General features: G+C 64.1%; 10 protein-coding genes. 1 reads left to right on the forward strand and 9 read right to left on the reverse strand.

What is annotated here, in order from left to right; translation table 11 throughout:
- Window positions 1-1,409: amino acid permease (locus JWN03_RS31035; RefSeq protein WP_297622414.1), on the reverse strand; the 1,409-nt coding region annotated here is incomplete at its 3' end.
- Window positions 1,410-1,606: 197 nt separating this feature from the next.
- Here JWN03_RS31035 and JWN03_RS31040 point away from each other — a divergent pair.
- Entirely contained in the window at window positions 1,607-2,659 is a 1,053-nt protein-coding gene (locus tag JWN03_RS31040; protein WP_297622416.1) for an SPFH domain-containing protein, read from the forward strand.
- Between the two features lie 72 nt (window positions 2,660-2,731).
- On the opposite strand, the gene JWN03_RS31045 is transcribed toward JWN03_RS31040, so the two are convergent.
- The 8 genes from JWN03_RS31045 to JWN03_RS31080 form a co-directional block, all read right to left on the reverse strand.
- Window positions 2,732-7,597: an NAD-glutamate dehydrogenase gene (locus JWN03_RS31045; RefSeq protein ID WP_297622418.1), complete on the reverse strand. Its 4,866-nt coding sequence runs from the start codon at window positions 7,595-7,597 to the stop codon at window positions 2,732-2,734.
- 109 nt (window positions 7,598-7,706) lie between these two features.
- On the reverse strand, window positions 7,707-8,297 hold the full coding sequence (locus tag JWN03_RS31050; protein ID WP_297622420.1) for a hypothetical protein: 591 nt from the start codon (window positions 8,295-8,297) through the stop codon (window positions 7,707-7,709).
- 80 nt (window positions 8,298-8,377) lie between these two features.
- Window positions 8,378-9,388 carry a hypothetical protein gene (locus JWN03_RS31055; protein WP_297622422.1) on the reverse strand — a complete coding sequence of 337 codons (1,011 nt, stop codon included), beginning with the start codon at window positions 9,386-9,388 and terminating at the stop codon, window positions 8,378-8,380.
- A 79-nt stretch (window positions 9,389-9,467) separates the two neighbouring features.
- Complete coding sequence (locus JWN03_RS31060) at window positions 9,468-9,803, reverse strand: helix-turn-helix domain-containing protein (protein WP_297622424.1); 336 nt, start codon at window positions 9,801-9,803, stop codon at window positions 9,468-9,470.
- A gap of 11 nt (window positions 9,804-9,814) precedes the next feature.
- A complete protein-coding gene (eccE, locus tag JWN03_RS31065) occupies window positions 9,815-11,539 on the reverse strand; it encodes a type VII secretion protein EccE (protein ID WP_297622426.1) in 1,725 nt (574 codons plus the stop codon).
- Window positions 11,536-12,888, reverse strand: coding sequence for a type VII secretion-associated serine protease mycosin (gene mycP, locus JWN03_RS31070; RefSeq protein WP_297622428.1), 1,353 nt, complete (start codon window positions 12,886-12,888; stop codon window positions 11,536-11,538). Before mycP ends, eccE begins: the two co-directional genes overlap by 4 nt.
- Entirely contained in the window at window positions 12,888-14,423 is a 1,536-nt protein-coding gene (gene eccD / locus JWN03_RS31075; protein WP_297622430.1) for a type VII secretion integral membrane protein EccD, read from the reverse strand. Before eccD ends, mycP begins: the two co-directional genes overlap by 1 nt.
- A complete protein-coding gene (locus tag JWN03_RS31080; RefSeq protein WP_297622432.1) occupies window positions 14,423-15,376 on the reverse strand; it encodes a MinD/ParA family ATP-binding protein in 954 nt (317 codons plus the stop codon). Before JWN03_RS31080 ends, eccD begins: the two co-directional genes overlap by 1 nt.
- Window positions 15,377-15,960: the final 584 nt, after the last annotated feature.

The following is a 15,960-nucleotide window of genomic DNA, read 5'->3' on the forward strand; positions in this document are numbered from 1 at the left end:
ACTCGCCGCCGAGTCAGGAACCACCCGATCAGCAGCGCCGGAACCAAGATCACGGCCGCAGCGATCACCGCCTCACGTTCGATCTCGTTGCCTCCGAAGGCCATGATGGCAACCACGGTGACGAGGAAGGCCAACGTGGCGAAGCTCGTGTAGGGCGCACCCATCAGACGGAATGCGGGGCGCTCCACCTCACCTTTTCGCCATCGCCGCCACAGCGCCAGTTGGCACACGATGATCGCTGACCAGGTCGATACGGTGCCCAGGGCGGACATGTTGAGCACGATCTCGAATGCCTTCGAGGGGATGATCGCATTCAGTCCTACCCCGATCAGCGCGACAGTTCCGGTCGCCAGGATTCCCACATAGGGAACGCCGCCGCGCGACATCCGGGCGGCCAGTTCGGGCGCACTTCCGTTCATCGACATCGAGCGCAAAATGCGTCCTGTCGAGTACAGGCCCGCGTTGAGGCTCGAGAACGCGGCAGTGAGGACCACCAGGTTCATGATCGAACCGGAGCCGCCGACACCAAGTTTCGAGAAGAAGGTCACGAACGGACTCTCGCCCGCTTTGTACGCGTTGTACGGCAGCAAAAGTCCCAGCAGTACCAGCGATCCAACATAGAACAGCACGATCCGGGCGATGATCGAATTGATCGCTCGCGGCATGATCTTCTCCGGATTTTCCGCCTCACCCGCCGCGGTGCCGACCAATTCGACTCCACCGTAGGCGAACACAACCCCGGTAGTCACCACGACCAACGGCGTAGCGCCCACCGGGATCAGGCCGCCGTGCGCGCTGACCATGCCGACACCGGTATCCGCGCCCTGAATGCGGAAACGCCCGACAAGGAAGACCGTTCCTACTATCAGGAAGGTGACCAGGGCAATCACCTTGATCATCGCTGCCCAGAATTCCATCTCACCGAACCAGCGCACCGAGATCAGGTTGACGCTGACCACGAGGGCCAAGGCAATCAGCGCGATCAGCCACTGCGGCAGAAAGGTGGTGGCTCCCCAGTAATGGACATACGTGGCGATCGCCGTGATGTCTACGATTCCGGTCATGGACCAGTGGAAGAAGTACATCCAGCCAACACCGAAAGCCAGCTTCTCACCGTAGAACTCACGAGAATAGGACACGAAGGATCCTGAGGACGGGCGATGCAACACCAGTTCACCGAGCGCCCGCAGGACGAAGAACACGAACACTCCGCACACCCCGTACACAAGGAACAACCCTGGGCCGGCGCTGGCCAACCTGCCGCCCGCGCCGAGGAACAGTCCAGTTCCGATCGCTCCGCCGACGGCGATCATCTGCATTTGCCTGGGACGCAACGCCTTGTGATAACCCGCGTCCTCAGCATGCAGCATGTCCGTCGGTGCCCTTGTGGGACCTGGATCGCTTGTCATAGGTCGACCTTTCAAGTGACGGAGTTAATACACCTACATAATGTACCGTCAGTCAACGGCACATTCAATCAAAGATTTGTCGCCGCTCTCAGACCTTGACCCCGACCACCGCCGGAGCACCTATACCGGGCCATCGGCGCGATTGATCGACCCGTCATACATCGGTACGCTGAATTCGTCAGATCCTTGGAGCACACATGGCATGGCTCGATCGCGAGTTCATCGCGGTACCGGACAACCGCAAGAACCAACTGGTCTACAAATGGCCGGATGTCAGCATCCGCCGCTACAGCCGTGCCATCGTCAATGCCGACGAAACCGCCCTGCTCCTCAAATCCGGGCAGGTGGTCGCAGCACTCGGCCCCGGCAGGCATCGAATCGATGCCGACGAGCTACCCGTCCTCGGTGCACTGGTCGATACGATCAGCGGCGGAAAGTTCTACCGGGCAGAGCTGTTCTTCGTTTCGACCCGGGAGTTCCCCTCCATCAAGTTCGGCGGACGTATCGCCGACGTCACAGATCCGATCAGCGAACAGGTCGTGACATTGCGGGTATTCGGCGAGTTCGCGTTGTCGGTACGCGATCCAGCAGTGCTTCTCACCTCACTGGCCGGCACCGCCGACCTCACAGACCCCACCAGAGTGGAGTCATGGTGTGCCGATCTGCTCCTCAAGTCGATGAAAGTGATTGTTACACAAGGTATCTCGGCTGGCCAATGGCCGGTGCTCGGTTTGTCCGCACAGTTGCGGCCGGTCGAAACCGAAGTGCTGCGCAGCACAAACCTCACACTCTACGAATACGGGCTGCGGATCCCCCGGATGGGCAACTTCGATCTGACACTTGCCCCGGAGGATGCGGATAGGCTCAAACGACTGGCCAAGGATGTCACCTACATCCGCCTGGCCGGCGATTTCCAGCGGTACGCCGCAGGCGAACTGGCGCTGGGCGCGAGCCAAGGTCTGGCCCACGGTGGCGCCCAGACCGACGGCAACCTCCTCGGTACCGCCTTGGGGCTCAACGCCATTCGACCGAGCTTGACTGACGGAGCCGACAGGCAACCCGCGCGGGCCGTCGACTCCGGACCGCAGGTCTGCCCGAAATGCCGGACCGGCAATCCGGCTGGCGCCCGATTCTGCGTGGAGTGCGGTGATCGGATCGACCTCGCGCCCGCAGCCCGCCATTGCCACTGCGGCCACGAGCTGGCCTCAGCGGCGAAATTCTGCTCACACTGCGGCACTCCCGCCGCCTGAGCGGAAGCAATGGGCGCTCACGCCCTTGCCGACGTCATCTCCACGAGTGGGCGATCAGCGGTGTGAGCGTGGTCAATTCACAACCACCAGACCGGATTCCCCACCATTGGTCAGGCTGCGCACCTGCCGCGCGGCGACCGACAACATAGCCAGGTCGTATCTGTCGGCGCTGGCGATCTCGGTCAGTGATGCTGTGACCCGAGCCAGCCGGGAGCGGGTACGCGATTGCCAGTGGGCGATCTTCTGGTCGGTTCCTTCGCCTGGTTCGGTCGTCATCAGCACATCGATTGTCAGAGCACGCAGCGAGGAATACAGATCATCTCGAACAGCAAGGCGAGCCAGCGTGCTCCACCGATCGCCGGCCTCGAGACGGCCGATCGCCTCGAGCAGCCGTTGAACCTCGAATGTTTCGTCGAGCATGTAATAGAGGTCCGCGGCCTCGGCAGCGTCGCGATCACAGATATCGGCGATGTCGTGCACATCCAGCAGCGGAAAACGGTGGATAAGAAGGAACACCTCTTCTGCGAGCTCACGCGGGGCACCGAGGTCGAGCACGCCGCGTGAGCGACTGAGCAGATCATCAGCAAGGTGGCTGGGCCGCCAAGCCTGAACGAAGGGTGCCAGAGCGCGGACGCCGTTGCGATACCGGCTGACATCGGCACCGATCGCGATGGGCTGTGGCCGATTGGTCAGCAGCCAGCGCGAGGCACGGTCCAGGGTGCGCTCGGTTTCCAATTCCAGCGCGTCTCTTGCTGCATTGGGCATGGTCGTCGTACGAATCCGGTGCCAGAGATCACGCAGATCGAATATCTCGACCGCGGCATTGAAAGCACGCACCGCGTCAGTGGTGACGGCACCTGTCTCTTCCACCAGCCGGAAAACGTAGGTGATGCCGCCATTGTCGACGATGTCGTTGACCAGCCTCGTCGATACGATTCCGCGTCGAAGGGGATGCTTCTTGATTCCGCGGAGAAGTCTGTCGCGCACCGGAGCCGGGAAGTAGGCCGGCAGTGTGGCAGCGAACGCAGCGCTGTCGGGCAGGTCGCTGTCGAGCAGATCTGCCTTGATCGAAAGCTTGACGTGCGCAAGCAGATTCGCCAGCTCGGGCGAGGTCAATCCGTGGCCCTCGCTGGACCGGCGCTCCATCTCGGCGTCGGTAGGCAGCGCTTCGATGTCGCGTTGCAACCCACGCCGGGCTTCCAGGTCGATCAGTAGTCGCCGATGCACATCGATCAGAGAGGCTGCGCTGGTTCGGGCCAGACCCATGCGGTAGTTCTGGGAGATGTTGTCGCTCAACACTAGTGCGGCCACTTCATCGGTCATCGACGCCAGCAGCGAAGTGCGCTCGGCCGCCGGCAGGTCACCGCTCGAGATTGCGCTGTCCACCAGAACTTTGATGTTGACTTCGTGATCGGAGCAGTCGACTCCCGCGGAGTTGTCCAGGGCGTCGGTATTGCACTTGCCGCCGTGGCGGCAGAATTCGATCCGGCCGAGCGCGGTGACGCCGAGGTTGCCGCCCTCGCCGATCACCTTGACCCGCAACTCATTTGCGTTCACTCGTACGCTGTTGTTGGCCTTGTCCCCCACGTCGGCATTCGACTCTGCCGACGCCTTGATGTAGGTACCGATGCCGCCGTTCCACAGCAACTGCACGGGCGCCAGCAGGATCGCGCGAATCAGGTCGGGCGGGGACAACGAGGTGATGTCGTTGTCCAATCCGAGCGCGCGCCGGGCGTGAGAGCTGATCGGAATCGCTTTGACTGTGCGATCCCAGACTCCTCCGCCGGCACTGATCAGCGCGGTGTCGTAGTCGGCCCAGGATGAGCGCGCCAGTGCGAACATTCGCTGCCGTTCCTGGAAGGACCGAGCCGCATCGGGGTCGGGATCGAGGAAGATGTGCCGATGGTCGAAGGCCGCGACCAGACGAATGTGTTGGGACAACAGCATCCCGTTACCGAAAACGTCACCGGACATGTCCCCGACGCCCACGGTTGTGAAATTCTGGTTTTGGGTATCGACACCCATCTCGGCGAAATGGCGCCGCACCGATTCCCATGCGCCCTTCGCGGTAATCCCCATTGCCTTGTGGTCGTACCCAACCGATCCCCCCGAAGCGAACGCGTCGCCCAGCCAGAACCCGTACTGTCGGGCCACGTCATTGGCGATGTCGGAGAACGTTGCCGTGCCTTTGTCCGCGGCCACAACCAGATACGTGTCGTCGCCGTCCCGGCGAACGACTCGATCGGGAGGAACCACCGCTCCGGTCGCGTGGTCCACATTGTCGGTGACATCCAGCAGGCCCGCAATGAAGGTGCGATAGCAGTCGATGCCTTCGGCTTGCAAAGCCTGCCGGTCTGCTACCGGATCCCCCGATGCGGCCGGGGGTTGCTTCACCACGAATCCGCCTTTCGCGCCGACGGGCACGATCACCGCGTTCTTGACCGCCTGGGCCTTGACCAGTCCCAGGATCTCGGTTCGGAAGTCTTCCAGCCGATCCGACCACCGCAGGCCACCGCGTGCGACCGGACCGAATCGCAGATGCACGCCGTCCACTCGCGGAGAGTGCACGAAGATCTCGTAGCGCGGTCGAGGGTGCGGCAACTCGGCGATCTCGCGGGGATCGAATTTGAGGGAGAGGTAGTGCGGTGGTTGCCCGTCTTCCCCTCGGCGATAGAAGTTCGTCCGGAGGGTTGCTGAAATCAGTCCGAGAATGGCGCGCAGAATACGGTCGGTGTCGAGGCCGGACACCGCATCGATCTCGACCCGCAGCTTGTCCACCAAATCATCGGCCTGGGTGGATCGCTCCGGACTGCCGGGGTCGAACAGAGCTCCGAACAGTTCGATGAACTGTCGAGCCACAGCCGGATACGTCAACAGCACTCGTGTGATGTTGGTGAACGTGTAGGCGAATCCTGCTTGCTGCAGATACTTCGCGCACGCACGCAGCACCGCGATGGGACGGATGGGTAACCCGGCACGCAGGACCAGTTCGTTGAGACCATCGATCTCGGTGCGGCCGAACCACATCGCTTGGAACGCTTCCGAGAAGCGTTCGCAGACAATGCTTCCCGCCTCCAGATCCTCGGACACCGCCGGGGGCACCCGCAGCCCGAAGTCGTAGATCCAACGTTGCACACCCTGTGGCAACACGATTCGATATGGTCGCTCGTCAGCGACCTCCACGCCGAGGCTGTGCAATACCGGCAACACGCGGCTCAACGACACTTCCTCGCCCGCCACGTAGAGCGTGAATCGCCACTGGTCGACTGGTGCACCCACGTTGCGATACAGGTTCGTGTCGATCTCACCCGCCCCGAGTTCCACGAGCCGTGTCATGTCCTCCAGTGCGCGACGCGGCTCGTACTCATCCCGGTAGCCCGCAGGAAAGGCGTCGGCGTACCACTGGACGACCGGCGCAGGCACCGGCGCGACACCAGCGGCCGCAGCGACCAACCGGTCTGACCACGTCCGTGCGCATTCGTACAGACGGTCCTCTACCCGTGTCCGGTTGGCCTCCGAGGTATCGGCGGGCTCCGCGTCGGGGCTACGGTGGACGGTGAAATACACCACCGCGAGCTCGGATTCGGCTACCCGAACCGAATAGTCGACCTGTCCGCCGCCGAATTCGGCCCGAACAACATCCTCCATTCGCAGCCGGACAGCTGTCGAATAGCGATCACGCGGTACATACACCAGGCAATAGACCGATCCGTTGCGGACGTCCTCACGCAAGAACAGCCGTACCTGGCGGCGAAGTCCCAGATTCACGACAGCGGAGACTGTCTCGAAGAGCCAGCCGGTGGTGGTGGAGAACAGCTCGGTCCGTGGGAAGGTTTGCATCACTTCGAGCATCGCTCGACCGGTGAACGAGTTCAGATCAACATCCGCCCATTCGATGACCTCGCGCACTCGGCGGGAGATCACCGGAATATCGAGGACGTTTTCGTGCAGGCCCGCCACGGTGAACGTGCCCACGAAGACATGATCACCCTCGACGAGCTCGACAGTGCTATCCACTTCGCTCGAATCCTGGGCGTTCTCGACGAAATCTGCGATGCTGACGAAATAGAGATCGGCGACGCCGGGCATCAGTGAATCGACCGAGCCGTCGGTCAGTCGCAGTATCGGCCGCACAGATTCGGAGAACGTCGTAGGGACATCGGAATTCGTGCGGTCTCGCAACACTCCGAGTCCGGTCCCGGGGTCCTGTCGCGGTTCGACCTCAGCGACGATGGACGCGGACTGCGGTGGCTGATAGTAGCCGTAGCCCAGGATTGTGAATCGTCCGTCCGACAGCCATCGCAACAGCCGCGCATAGTCGAGTATCTCGGCACTCGGTGTGCAGTCGGCCGACCGTTCGAGTCGGTCGGCGACACCGACCAAGGCCTCGACCATGACGGCCGTGTCGTCGGCGACCGTGCGGACGTCGCGCAAGAGCGGACCGATCTCCTGCTCGGCGCGCATGAGCACCTCGTCGGTCGTGTCAGCACTCAACTGCACATGGATCCAGGACTCGCGGAAGGTATCGCACCCAGTGGCCGGAGGGGTCTCGGCGTCACTTTCACGTGCCGCGACCGGCTGCAAGCGGCCATCGCTGTCCCGAATCACGTCGAGCACCGGGTGAACCACTCCGGCGACGGTAGCGCCCACCCGCTGCAGCGCGACAGTCACCGAGTCGACCAGCAGTGGCATGTCGTCATTGACGATCTGTATTGCCGCGCCCACACCGCTGCCGTCATCGCCTCGGTACGCGCGAATGGTGGCGGTGCCCGGTTTGCGTTGCGCCGCAAGCTCGAGATGGGTGCGGAAGATCTGTTCTGCGCGTTCGGTGATAGCCGGAGTCCCCGGCTGTATCCAGCGGAAATAGGCTGCGGCCAGCGCGGTGGGCTCGTCCCGGAACCCTCGCCACGGCATCGGCCGCCGGGTGCTCGCCACCATCGCCTTACGCCTCCTGAGCTCGAGGCTCGTTGCGAAAAGCCTCAAATTACCTGTGTAATGTGCCGTTAGATAACGGCTCGTCATTAAGAGTATCATTGCTGGTCTTTCGCTACACCAGCCCTGCCCGCGTAACGAAGGTTCGAGCCGCAGCCGCCCCTGCGAAGGTCCCGGTTTCGAGCTCCAAACCGCTGCGGGTATCGGCGTACCACACGTTGTCCGAGGGCCCGATCGCCACGAACACACTTCCGTCCGACAGCACTTTCGCCCCTGCCGCACGCCATCGGCGGATCGTCGCCTTCACCTGATCGGGCGACTCGACCTGCAGATAGCAGTCCAGCTCCCGCTCCCCCGCAACCCCGCCCGCCAGTAGCGGCTGACCTGCCGCGATGACACATTTGTCGACCGCACCGGCAGGATCGGGCCGATCGCAGCTGGCGGCCGATCGCAGCGCTGGTGGCAACTCCTGCACACCGGACACCGGGCCCGGCAGGGTCGGGATCGAGATCAGCGCCGAACACGAATGCAGGAAGACGAATGCGAAACCGGCCATCACCGCCACACCGACTCCGGCGGCTTTCCATTGCCAGCGGCGAAGTTGTCGGACACCAACCTTTTCCGCTTCCAGCGCCGCTTTCTTCCCGACCTCCTCGACCGCCTTGACGACCCTTTCGGCCGACGGCGCGCGCTCCGGGTCCGGCATCGGCGCTCCACAGTGGGCGCAGCGAGAATCGGCACCGTCATTGCGGTGCGAACAGTACTTGCAGACGACAGAGGAAAGGGTCAATGTCCGGTGATCACGATCGAGGAGACAGCGACGGTGTTGAGGGAGGAATCACCCTTGGACTCCAGCACCGTGAGAACGATGTGGGACGCGGTGACCGGCGGGCTGATCCGGGTGACCACCAAGGTTCTCTGATCGAGCGTCGGCTGGGTGTATGTCGGTGCGTTCGGATCGTCGAAACGGTACGAAACACGGCTCGCCGTGCGGTATTTGGTCCACTCGTCGACGCCATCGGAGCCGATGCTGTCCCAGCCCGGCACTATGCCGATAGAGTCGATTTGATAAGCCTTGCCGAGGTCGATCGTCAGGATCTGACCGTCGACCTTGTAGGCACGCACGCATGACCACGCTTTGCCTTGCCCACCAAAGGCGTCCAGACCGGCGGTACTGCCGGGCGGACAGTGCGATGCCGCCGATTTCACCTGGATAACAGCCCCTGGCTCGGGTGTCACCGGTGCCGACGGCGCAGCGGCCGGGGGGTTCGTGACAGTGACTATCGCGGTCTGTCCCGGCTGAGAGTTACCGCGGGTGGCGATGAGGACCGCGACCAGCACCACCACCAGTACACCGCCGATCGCGAGGGCGATCTTCGGCCGTTTCAGCCAGGCGAGCGCCTCGACCACCGATGGGTCGCGCTGTGTGTGGGCCGACGCAGAAGACGGTTTGCTCGCCGACGGCGGATCCTCACCGGACTCTGCGTTCAGGCGGGCCGAGGTGAGATCGGAATAGTCCGGCGAAAACTCCACTCCCGCTGCGGTTTCCGGTTCTCCGCCGTTGAGCAGGGCGAGGATCTGCTCACTCGCCCGCGACCCACCCCCCCGGCGGCGATCGGGGCTCGGCGGTGCCGTCTCGACCGCGGACCCCTCGGTCCCGCCGAGGGCGGGCTCCACGACATTCGACTCCTCGTTGCGCATCTCACCCTGACGTCCGAGCCCTGGATCGGACAGCACAGCGTTCAGGACTGCGCCGCGGGAGCGCTGAAAGGAATCTCCGAGACCCGTGTCGGACATGATCCGGATCGTATTTCGACTCGGCGGGATACCGGCCGGGAGTATTACCAGCCCTGAGAAGGATAGGGTCGCAACGCAATCAACGCTTGTTCTCGCCTGTGACGAAGTACTCCGGTGGCACGTCGAAGACCCGGGCCAGGGCGATGATCAGATCCAGCCGCGGAATAGCGTCGCCGTGGATCAGCCGGTACAGGCCCGACTGAGAAACCGGAACGTCCGGATAGGCCAACTCCAGGTGCTGCGCCAGTGCGTAGAGCGTCAGCGACCGTGTCGAACCGTCTTCGGTCGACACCATCGATTCGGCGATGAGCTCGGAGAGGCGGCTGGAGAAGATTTCCGCGGCCGCTTGCCTCGGTGTCTGGGCACCCGCTTTTTCACTCGGTTCGATATCGCTGCCAGCCTCAGGTTCTGCCATCACGCCAATAGTCATCGCTCACTCCCAAATCCGTCAATGCCCGGGATCGTCACCGCCGGTAGCGATGTCAGCGGACTCGCTGGGTGGGCGGTCGGATCGCCGGACTCGCTGACGTATCGCATCTCGCCCCGCGGCTCGATGAGGTCCACGCGCAAGGTTCGCATCGGGATACTCACCTCCACCGCAGTCGCACTGACCTGGCGGATCTGCAGATCAGCGGTACGCCGCTGTGAGCCGTCGCCCGGTTCGCTGATGGTAACGGTAGTCGGTGCGGCCGAGGCACGCGCCGGCATTTGATCGAATACCGCAATTGTCGCCGGTCGCGCGATCGCCTCGGGGCCGGTTCGATCTGTCTTCTCGTCGCCGGCCAGTCTCAACGATCCCTCGTCGCCGACTGCGGCAACCAGCTGGTGCCAACGTTGCGGACGGGTCGAATGCACCTCCACGTCAGCGCCGACGGCCATGGCCCGCAACACGATCTGTTGCGCCACCGGCAATTTCGCTTGAACATCCACTTTGCGTCGCCGCGGGTGGTAGCGAGCCGAGTCGAACAGGGCCAGCGCCAGTGTGTGACGGGGCTGGCCACTGATGGATCCCAGAATCTGACCGTTGGGACCGATCGGGACAGCGAGATCGGCCAGCAGTTCGTCGGGCGCAGAGTTGGTCCCCGACGGCATGAGCGGGGCCGCACGCAAGGAGGTTTCGGTCGGCAACGACGCGCGCAACGCTACGACCTGTTGACCTGGCAGCCGGCGTAGATAGTCCGGCAGTGCTCCGGTGAGAGCGGGTCCGACGAACCGAACCAGGGCACGCGGACCCTGCTGGACGTCGGTCATTCCGAGTACGAGCGTGGTGTGCCCGCGGTTCCAGGTCCAGCAATCATCGAGCGCGGTGCCTCCGAGCCGGTCCCAATCCACCAGGAAGCTGGTCATATCGCGTCCGGGCGCCGCTTCGACCCGACCCCAACGCTCACGCACCTCCGACAGTTCGACTCCCGCGTGCAACAGCCGGATTGCCTCGCGCATGGCCGCCGAAGGCAGTGTTTGCGCCGCGATACCGCGTTCACGCATGCGACCGGCGATACGATGGGCGGCGGTCGCCAGTGCCTTGGGTGCTACGGCAGCACACGGTCCACGCCGTGTGAGCGCGGCCAGGTTCCGTTCTTGATCCAGACGTATAACCAGCCAGGTCAGTCGATTCCCGACCACCGGATGTGATCCGACAAGCTGGTCGTACAGCATGCTGTAGCTGCCGGTCGAACGCACGCGCTGCCCGGTGGTCACGATATCGATGTCAACACTGACGCCGTACTGATCGAGCATCGGCAGCAGAGCGCGAACCGCGACGGTGTCCTCGGTATACACGGTGGTCTCGGCGATCACCGTGGGCAGATCGAGATCGGGAGCGAGTTGGACCATCGCCACCAAAGTCGTTCCTGCCATGCGAATTCCGCACGTGCCCGCAGCCACCTCGACCTCGTATATGTCCGCCGGTTCGAGCAGAGCACGAGCACGAGCCGAGCGCCCGAACCGATACTCGGCCCACCCGTACAACCAGCCGGCAACCGTGCGATCGTTCACCCGTAGCGTCATCGACGCCAATAGCCCCGTGACAACCACGACGCCGACCCACCACGGGACTCGTGACGACATCCCGGCCAGTACCGGTCCCCCGCCGATCAACGCAGCTGCGAACGGCGCGCGTTCTACACTCGCCAGGCGGATCCGCGCGATCACTGTCGCCTCCGCGACATGGCCTCGACCCCGACCGCGGCGAACCCCAGCAAGCCGGCACAAATAACAACGATGAGCGCAGACGTACCGGGTCGCCGATCCATCGATCGCCGCGGCGCCGGCATGGCCAGCGTTATCGGGTTGCCCGGTCCGGTCGACAGCTGCGGCAGAGTGCGATAGGCGAGCGCTGCCAGCGGATCGATCGACCCCGCACCGACGGCATTGTCGGGATGGCGAGCCGGTGCATGAGCGCTGGCTTGCAACCGTGTCATGATCTCGCCCGGCGTTTCCGCAGGGAACCGCGACCGCAACAATGCCGCAACCCCTGCGACGTAGGCCGCCGCAAACGACGACCCACCGACAGGCACCAGATTCTCGGAGGCCCCGACACCGTTGATCAATCCGCCGCCCGGACCCAGCGATTCGATTCCCGTGCCAGGCGCGGCCACCGAAACCCAGGGCCCTGTCAGGGAATCCGGGACAGGCGTGCCCGTCGCCGTCGTGAATCCGACGGTGAGTACATCGGGTGCGAACCAGCCCGGGGTGGAAACAGTTTGCACACCGTCCCAGTTACGCGGGTCGGCGGGCCGAGTCGGATCGATGTCCGGGTTCTGCTCGCAGCCGGGGTCCCTGGTGCCGCCGGCCCCGGCCACGATCAGCGCACCGCGCACCTGCACCGCGTACCCGATCGCTGCCGCCAGCATCGACTGGTCAACCTGCGCAGTCGCCGCGACACAGATCGGCAGCGATACCACGATCACGCCCGCACCTTGGTTTGCCGCGTGTGTGATGGCGCGGGCCAACGTTCGCACATCCATCGCATTCTGTTGTGCGGCATCGAAGTCGGAGGGCCGCTGGTAATCGAATGCGTCCGAGCGGGTACGGATCGACAGGATCCGGGCCGCAGGTGCGACCCCGACGAACCCATCCCCCGGATCGCCTGCGGCTCCGATGATTCCGGCGATCAACGTACCGTGCGCGTCGCAATCGGAAAGTCCATCACCGCCGGGCACGACGTAGTCGCCACCACCGATCAGGCCGGGCAGTCGCGGATTCGAAGCCACCCCCGTATCGATCACGGCGACGGTGACTCCGGCACCGCTGCTCAGCGCGCGCGCGTGGCGCAAATCCAGGGCGAGTTCAGGCGGCGGTGGCTGCGACAGGTCGCTGTCGCGCAGAACACCGGCCCCCAGGCACGCACGATTCTGTTTGGTCAGCAGTTCCGGTCCGGGTGGATCGTCCAGAGGTGCCGGCCCTGACACAACGTGCGGTTGTTCGACTGCGGTCGCGGGAGCGACCGGGACGAGAACCAGTGTCGCAGCGACCGCCAAGGTCACGGCGGCCAGGCGCATCAGATCTCCCGGGCTGCGGTGTAAACGCCCATGATCCAGAAGGCCAGCACCGGAACGACGAGAATCAACGCGTATTCGAGCAAATCAATGACCCTTCGGCTGACCGGGGACAGTCGCCGGTCCGGAAGTCTCAGCGCCGCCATGCAACCCGCACCTGCGGCGCCGGCAACCGCAAGTCCGACAATGAGCCGCGCCGGAACTGAGTGATATGCGTCGATCAGCCCGAATCCAGTTCCGGCCACTACTGTCGCGGCCGAGGCGATCAGCGAGAGTGCCTGGACCCGATCCGGATGCCAGCGAGCCCGCAGCACCAAAAGGCCGGAAACTGCGATGGCCAGCACACTTTCACGGATTCCCCCAGCCGCGGCCATAGCGACGAAGACCGTGGCGGCAGCCAAAAGCACAGATGCCGCGATGATCAGACCCCGCAGACCGGTCACAGCCAGATAGGCGCGGCGTTCGATATCGACTCCGATTCTGCTCTGCCATCGCCCGGCAGCGTCGGTTTGCCCGTACGCCTGTTCCTCATCATCGCCGGATTCGCTGTCGAAGATGTCCGTGAGCGTGAGTGGGGCGATCTCGCTGCCAGGGTCGGGCAGGTCGGGCGGTCGAATCCGGGCCGCCACCACAGCCATCCGGGGCGCCACGGTCAACAGAATCAGCCCGGCGAAGACCGCACCGGCGACAGCGTGGCGCACCGATACGGCGAAGTAGGTCACCGGCAACGCCACGCCAGCTGCGAGCACGCCCAGCACAACAGTGGCAAGCAGGGGCGTGATGCCGATTCGTATCGATCGCAGCAGCACCGCCGCTGCGATCGCCACCACCGCGGAGCCTGCCGCAACGTTCGCCGCGGCGAAGGGACCCGGCTTCCCGTAGGCATGCGGGACAAGCATCGCGGCGCCCATGAACAGCAGAGGCAACGCCGCTATCGCCAGTCCCAGGACGATCCGCGCCGCAGCGGCACGCCGCCCCGCGACCACCGCCGCAGCACTGTAGATCGCACCCAGAAACGCGGTGGGCACCGCATACGGGAGGGTCGATCCGCTGTGCGTCCATGACCATGCCAGCATCGCGGCCAGCGCCGCAGCGCCGACTCCGAGTATGGACAATCCGGTGAGAGTCGCTGTGTCGCGATCGAATTCGGCGAAGTGACGCTCGTTGGTCAGGGCCAGCGCATCGGTGATGTCCTCGACCAGCGGGGTGAATACCTCCGGCGATTCGACCACGGACAACATCAGCACAGTCCCGTCCACGACGTCGTGATCGGCAAGGCTGCGCCAGCGTGGCATCGGTGGCTCGCCCACGCGGGTCAGACTCCACTGTCCGCTCGGTGGCGTGAAATCAACCGAGTCGTCATCGATCGCCCGCGCCAGTACCAACAGCAGATCGTCGATGAAGGTCTCGATCGTGAACTTGGTCGGAAGCACTACGTCGACCTGGTAGGAAGAGACCATGACCGCGACGCGGGCGCGTGCAACCTCTGCCGAGTCGGTCGCGGCCGTGGCCGAAGCCGCGGCGAATGCCGTACTCATCACCGGTCTCCGAACGATGCGGCCGAACCGGTCAAGTGATCCGGGAATCCCTCGGCCAGTCGAGCGGCCAGTTCTTCGAAAGCAAGGCGCGTGCTTTTGTCCAGCAAGCGCAGATCGATCGCGCCGCCCTCAGCCAGATGGGCATCGTAGGGCAGCACACACGTGGGACGCTGCGCGGTGGCGAACAACGTCTCGATCTGATCGACGTCGACCGTAGGCCGCTTTTGGTGATGGTGAACGATGGCCACAACAGCAGAACCGAAGAGATGCTGCAGCCCGTGAGCTCCCAGCCAGTTCAACGTAGCGACGGCGCCGGTCACTCCGCCCACGGTCGGCGGGGTAACTATCACGACGGCGGCACTTGTTTCCAGCACGGTGGCCGTAGACGAGTTCAACATGCCGGTCCCGCAATCCACCAGTACAAGGTTGTAGTGCCTGCGCAAAACCTCCGCGGCAAGCGTGTACTCGCGGCCTGTCAACGGCTCGATCGCCTTCGTCGACCACGGCGAGGCCACAACGGCTAGATCCGAGTCGTTGATCGAGGCAAAGGACTGCACCGCTGAGAATGCGTCCGTGTTCGGAGACTGCGCCAGATCCCGCAATGTCAGCCCGTAGGGATGCCGCGCGGTGCGGGCGGACAGGTCCCCGAAGTCGGGGTTTGCATCGATGGCGACTACCCGGTCGGGCCGCAAACTGGCGAATGTCGAGCCGAGCGTGGCAACCGTGGTGGTTCGGCCCACTCCGCCTTTCACGCTGATCACCGCGATCTGGTATGGGCTGGTGAGCTGCCGGCGGACAAGGGCGCGCCGATCCTCGGTGTCCTGTTCGGTGCGTGAAAGGCCCAGTCGGAACCCGACTCTGTTCAGCGCTCCGCGCGTGCCGTGAGTCGAGCGCAGGTGGGCAGGTCTAGCGGCTGCGATGTCCGCCAGCAGATCCAGCGAGGTCACCGTCATCGACAAACCGTGCGCGGGAACCGGTTGCACCGCGATCGAGTATTCGGTCGTGTCTCGGCCGTGCATTGGATTCTGGCGGACAGCCATTGCCTGTGGCGCTCGGGCGATATCGGCCGGGTGCCGGCCGGAGTCCGGGTACGAGCGCTCCTGCCCAGCGGGACTCAAGGTGGGCATTCCGATCTCGGACGAATCCGCGATGGGCGCTGGTCGAGCTGTTGACGTAGACGCCAGGGGCTGGGCTGGGCTGGGAGAGACACTCACAGGACCGGTATCCGCTGATCGAGACTGACCGAGTGACGACGAGTGATCGTCCCCTGGTGACGTATCCGCCGGACCGGGCGTGGTGATCGGATCGGTTGAGGAAGGTGGAGGCAATTCGCTTCCATCCCTTGTGGATCCTGATCCGGGAACTGCCTCCGGCCTTCGCTCGGAGATCCAGCCGCGCCCGGTATCGGACGACCGGCCGACCGGATCGAAGAAGGCGTCGTAGCCCCGAGCCCGGTCGGACGCCCCGGATTCGCTCGGTGCTGCATCCATTTCTCATCCTCTCGAAATTCCTGCGGAACAATCAGTTCCGGGTCGGA

The sequence above is a fragment of the Nocardia sp. genome (assembly GCF_025465275.1).
Lineage (GTDB): Bacteria > Actinomycetota > Actinomycetes > Mycobacteriales > Mycobacteriaceae > Nocardia.

Coding starts and splice junctions, on each gene's coding strand:
- JWN03_RS31040 (WP_297622416.1), top strand. CDS start 1,607: ATGGCATGGCTCGATCGCGAGTTCATCGCGGTACCGGACAACCGCAAG.
- JWN03_RS31045 (WP_297622418.1), bottom strand. CDS start 7,597: ATGGTGGCGAGCACCCGGCGGCCGATGCCGTGGCGAGGGTTCCGGGAC.
- JWN03_RS31050 (WP_297622420.1), bottom strand. CDS start 8,297: ATGCCGGACCCGGAGCGCGCGCCGTCGGCCGAAAGGGTCGTCAAGGCG.
- JWN03_RS31055 (WP_297622422.1), bottom strand. CDS start 9,388: ATGTCCGACACGGGTCTCGGAGATTCCTTTCAGCGCTCCCGCGGCGCA.
- JWN03_RS31060 (WP_297622424.1), bottom strand. CDS start 9,803: ATGGCAGAACCTGAGGCTGGCAGCGATATCGAACCGAGTGAAAAAGCG.
- mycP (WP_297622428.1), bottom strand. CDS start 12,888: ATGCGCCTGGCCGCCGTGACCTTGGCGGTCGCTGCGACACTGGTTCTC.
- eccD (WP_297622430.1), bottom strand. CDS start 14,423: ATGAGTACGGCATTCGCCGCGGCTTCGGCCACGGCCGCGACCGACTCG.
- JWN03_RS31080 (WP_297622432.1), bottom strand. CDS start 15,376: ATGACGGTGACCTCGCTGGATCTGCTGGCGGACATCGCAGCCGCTAGA.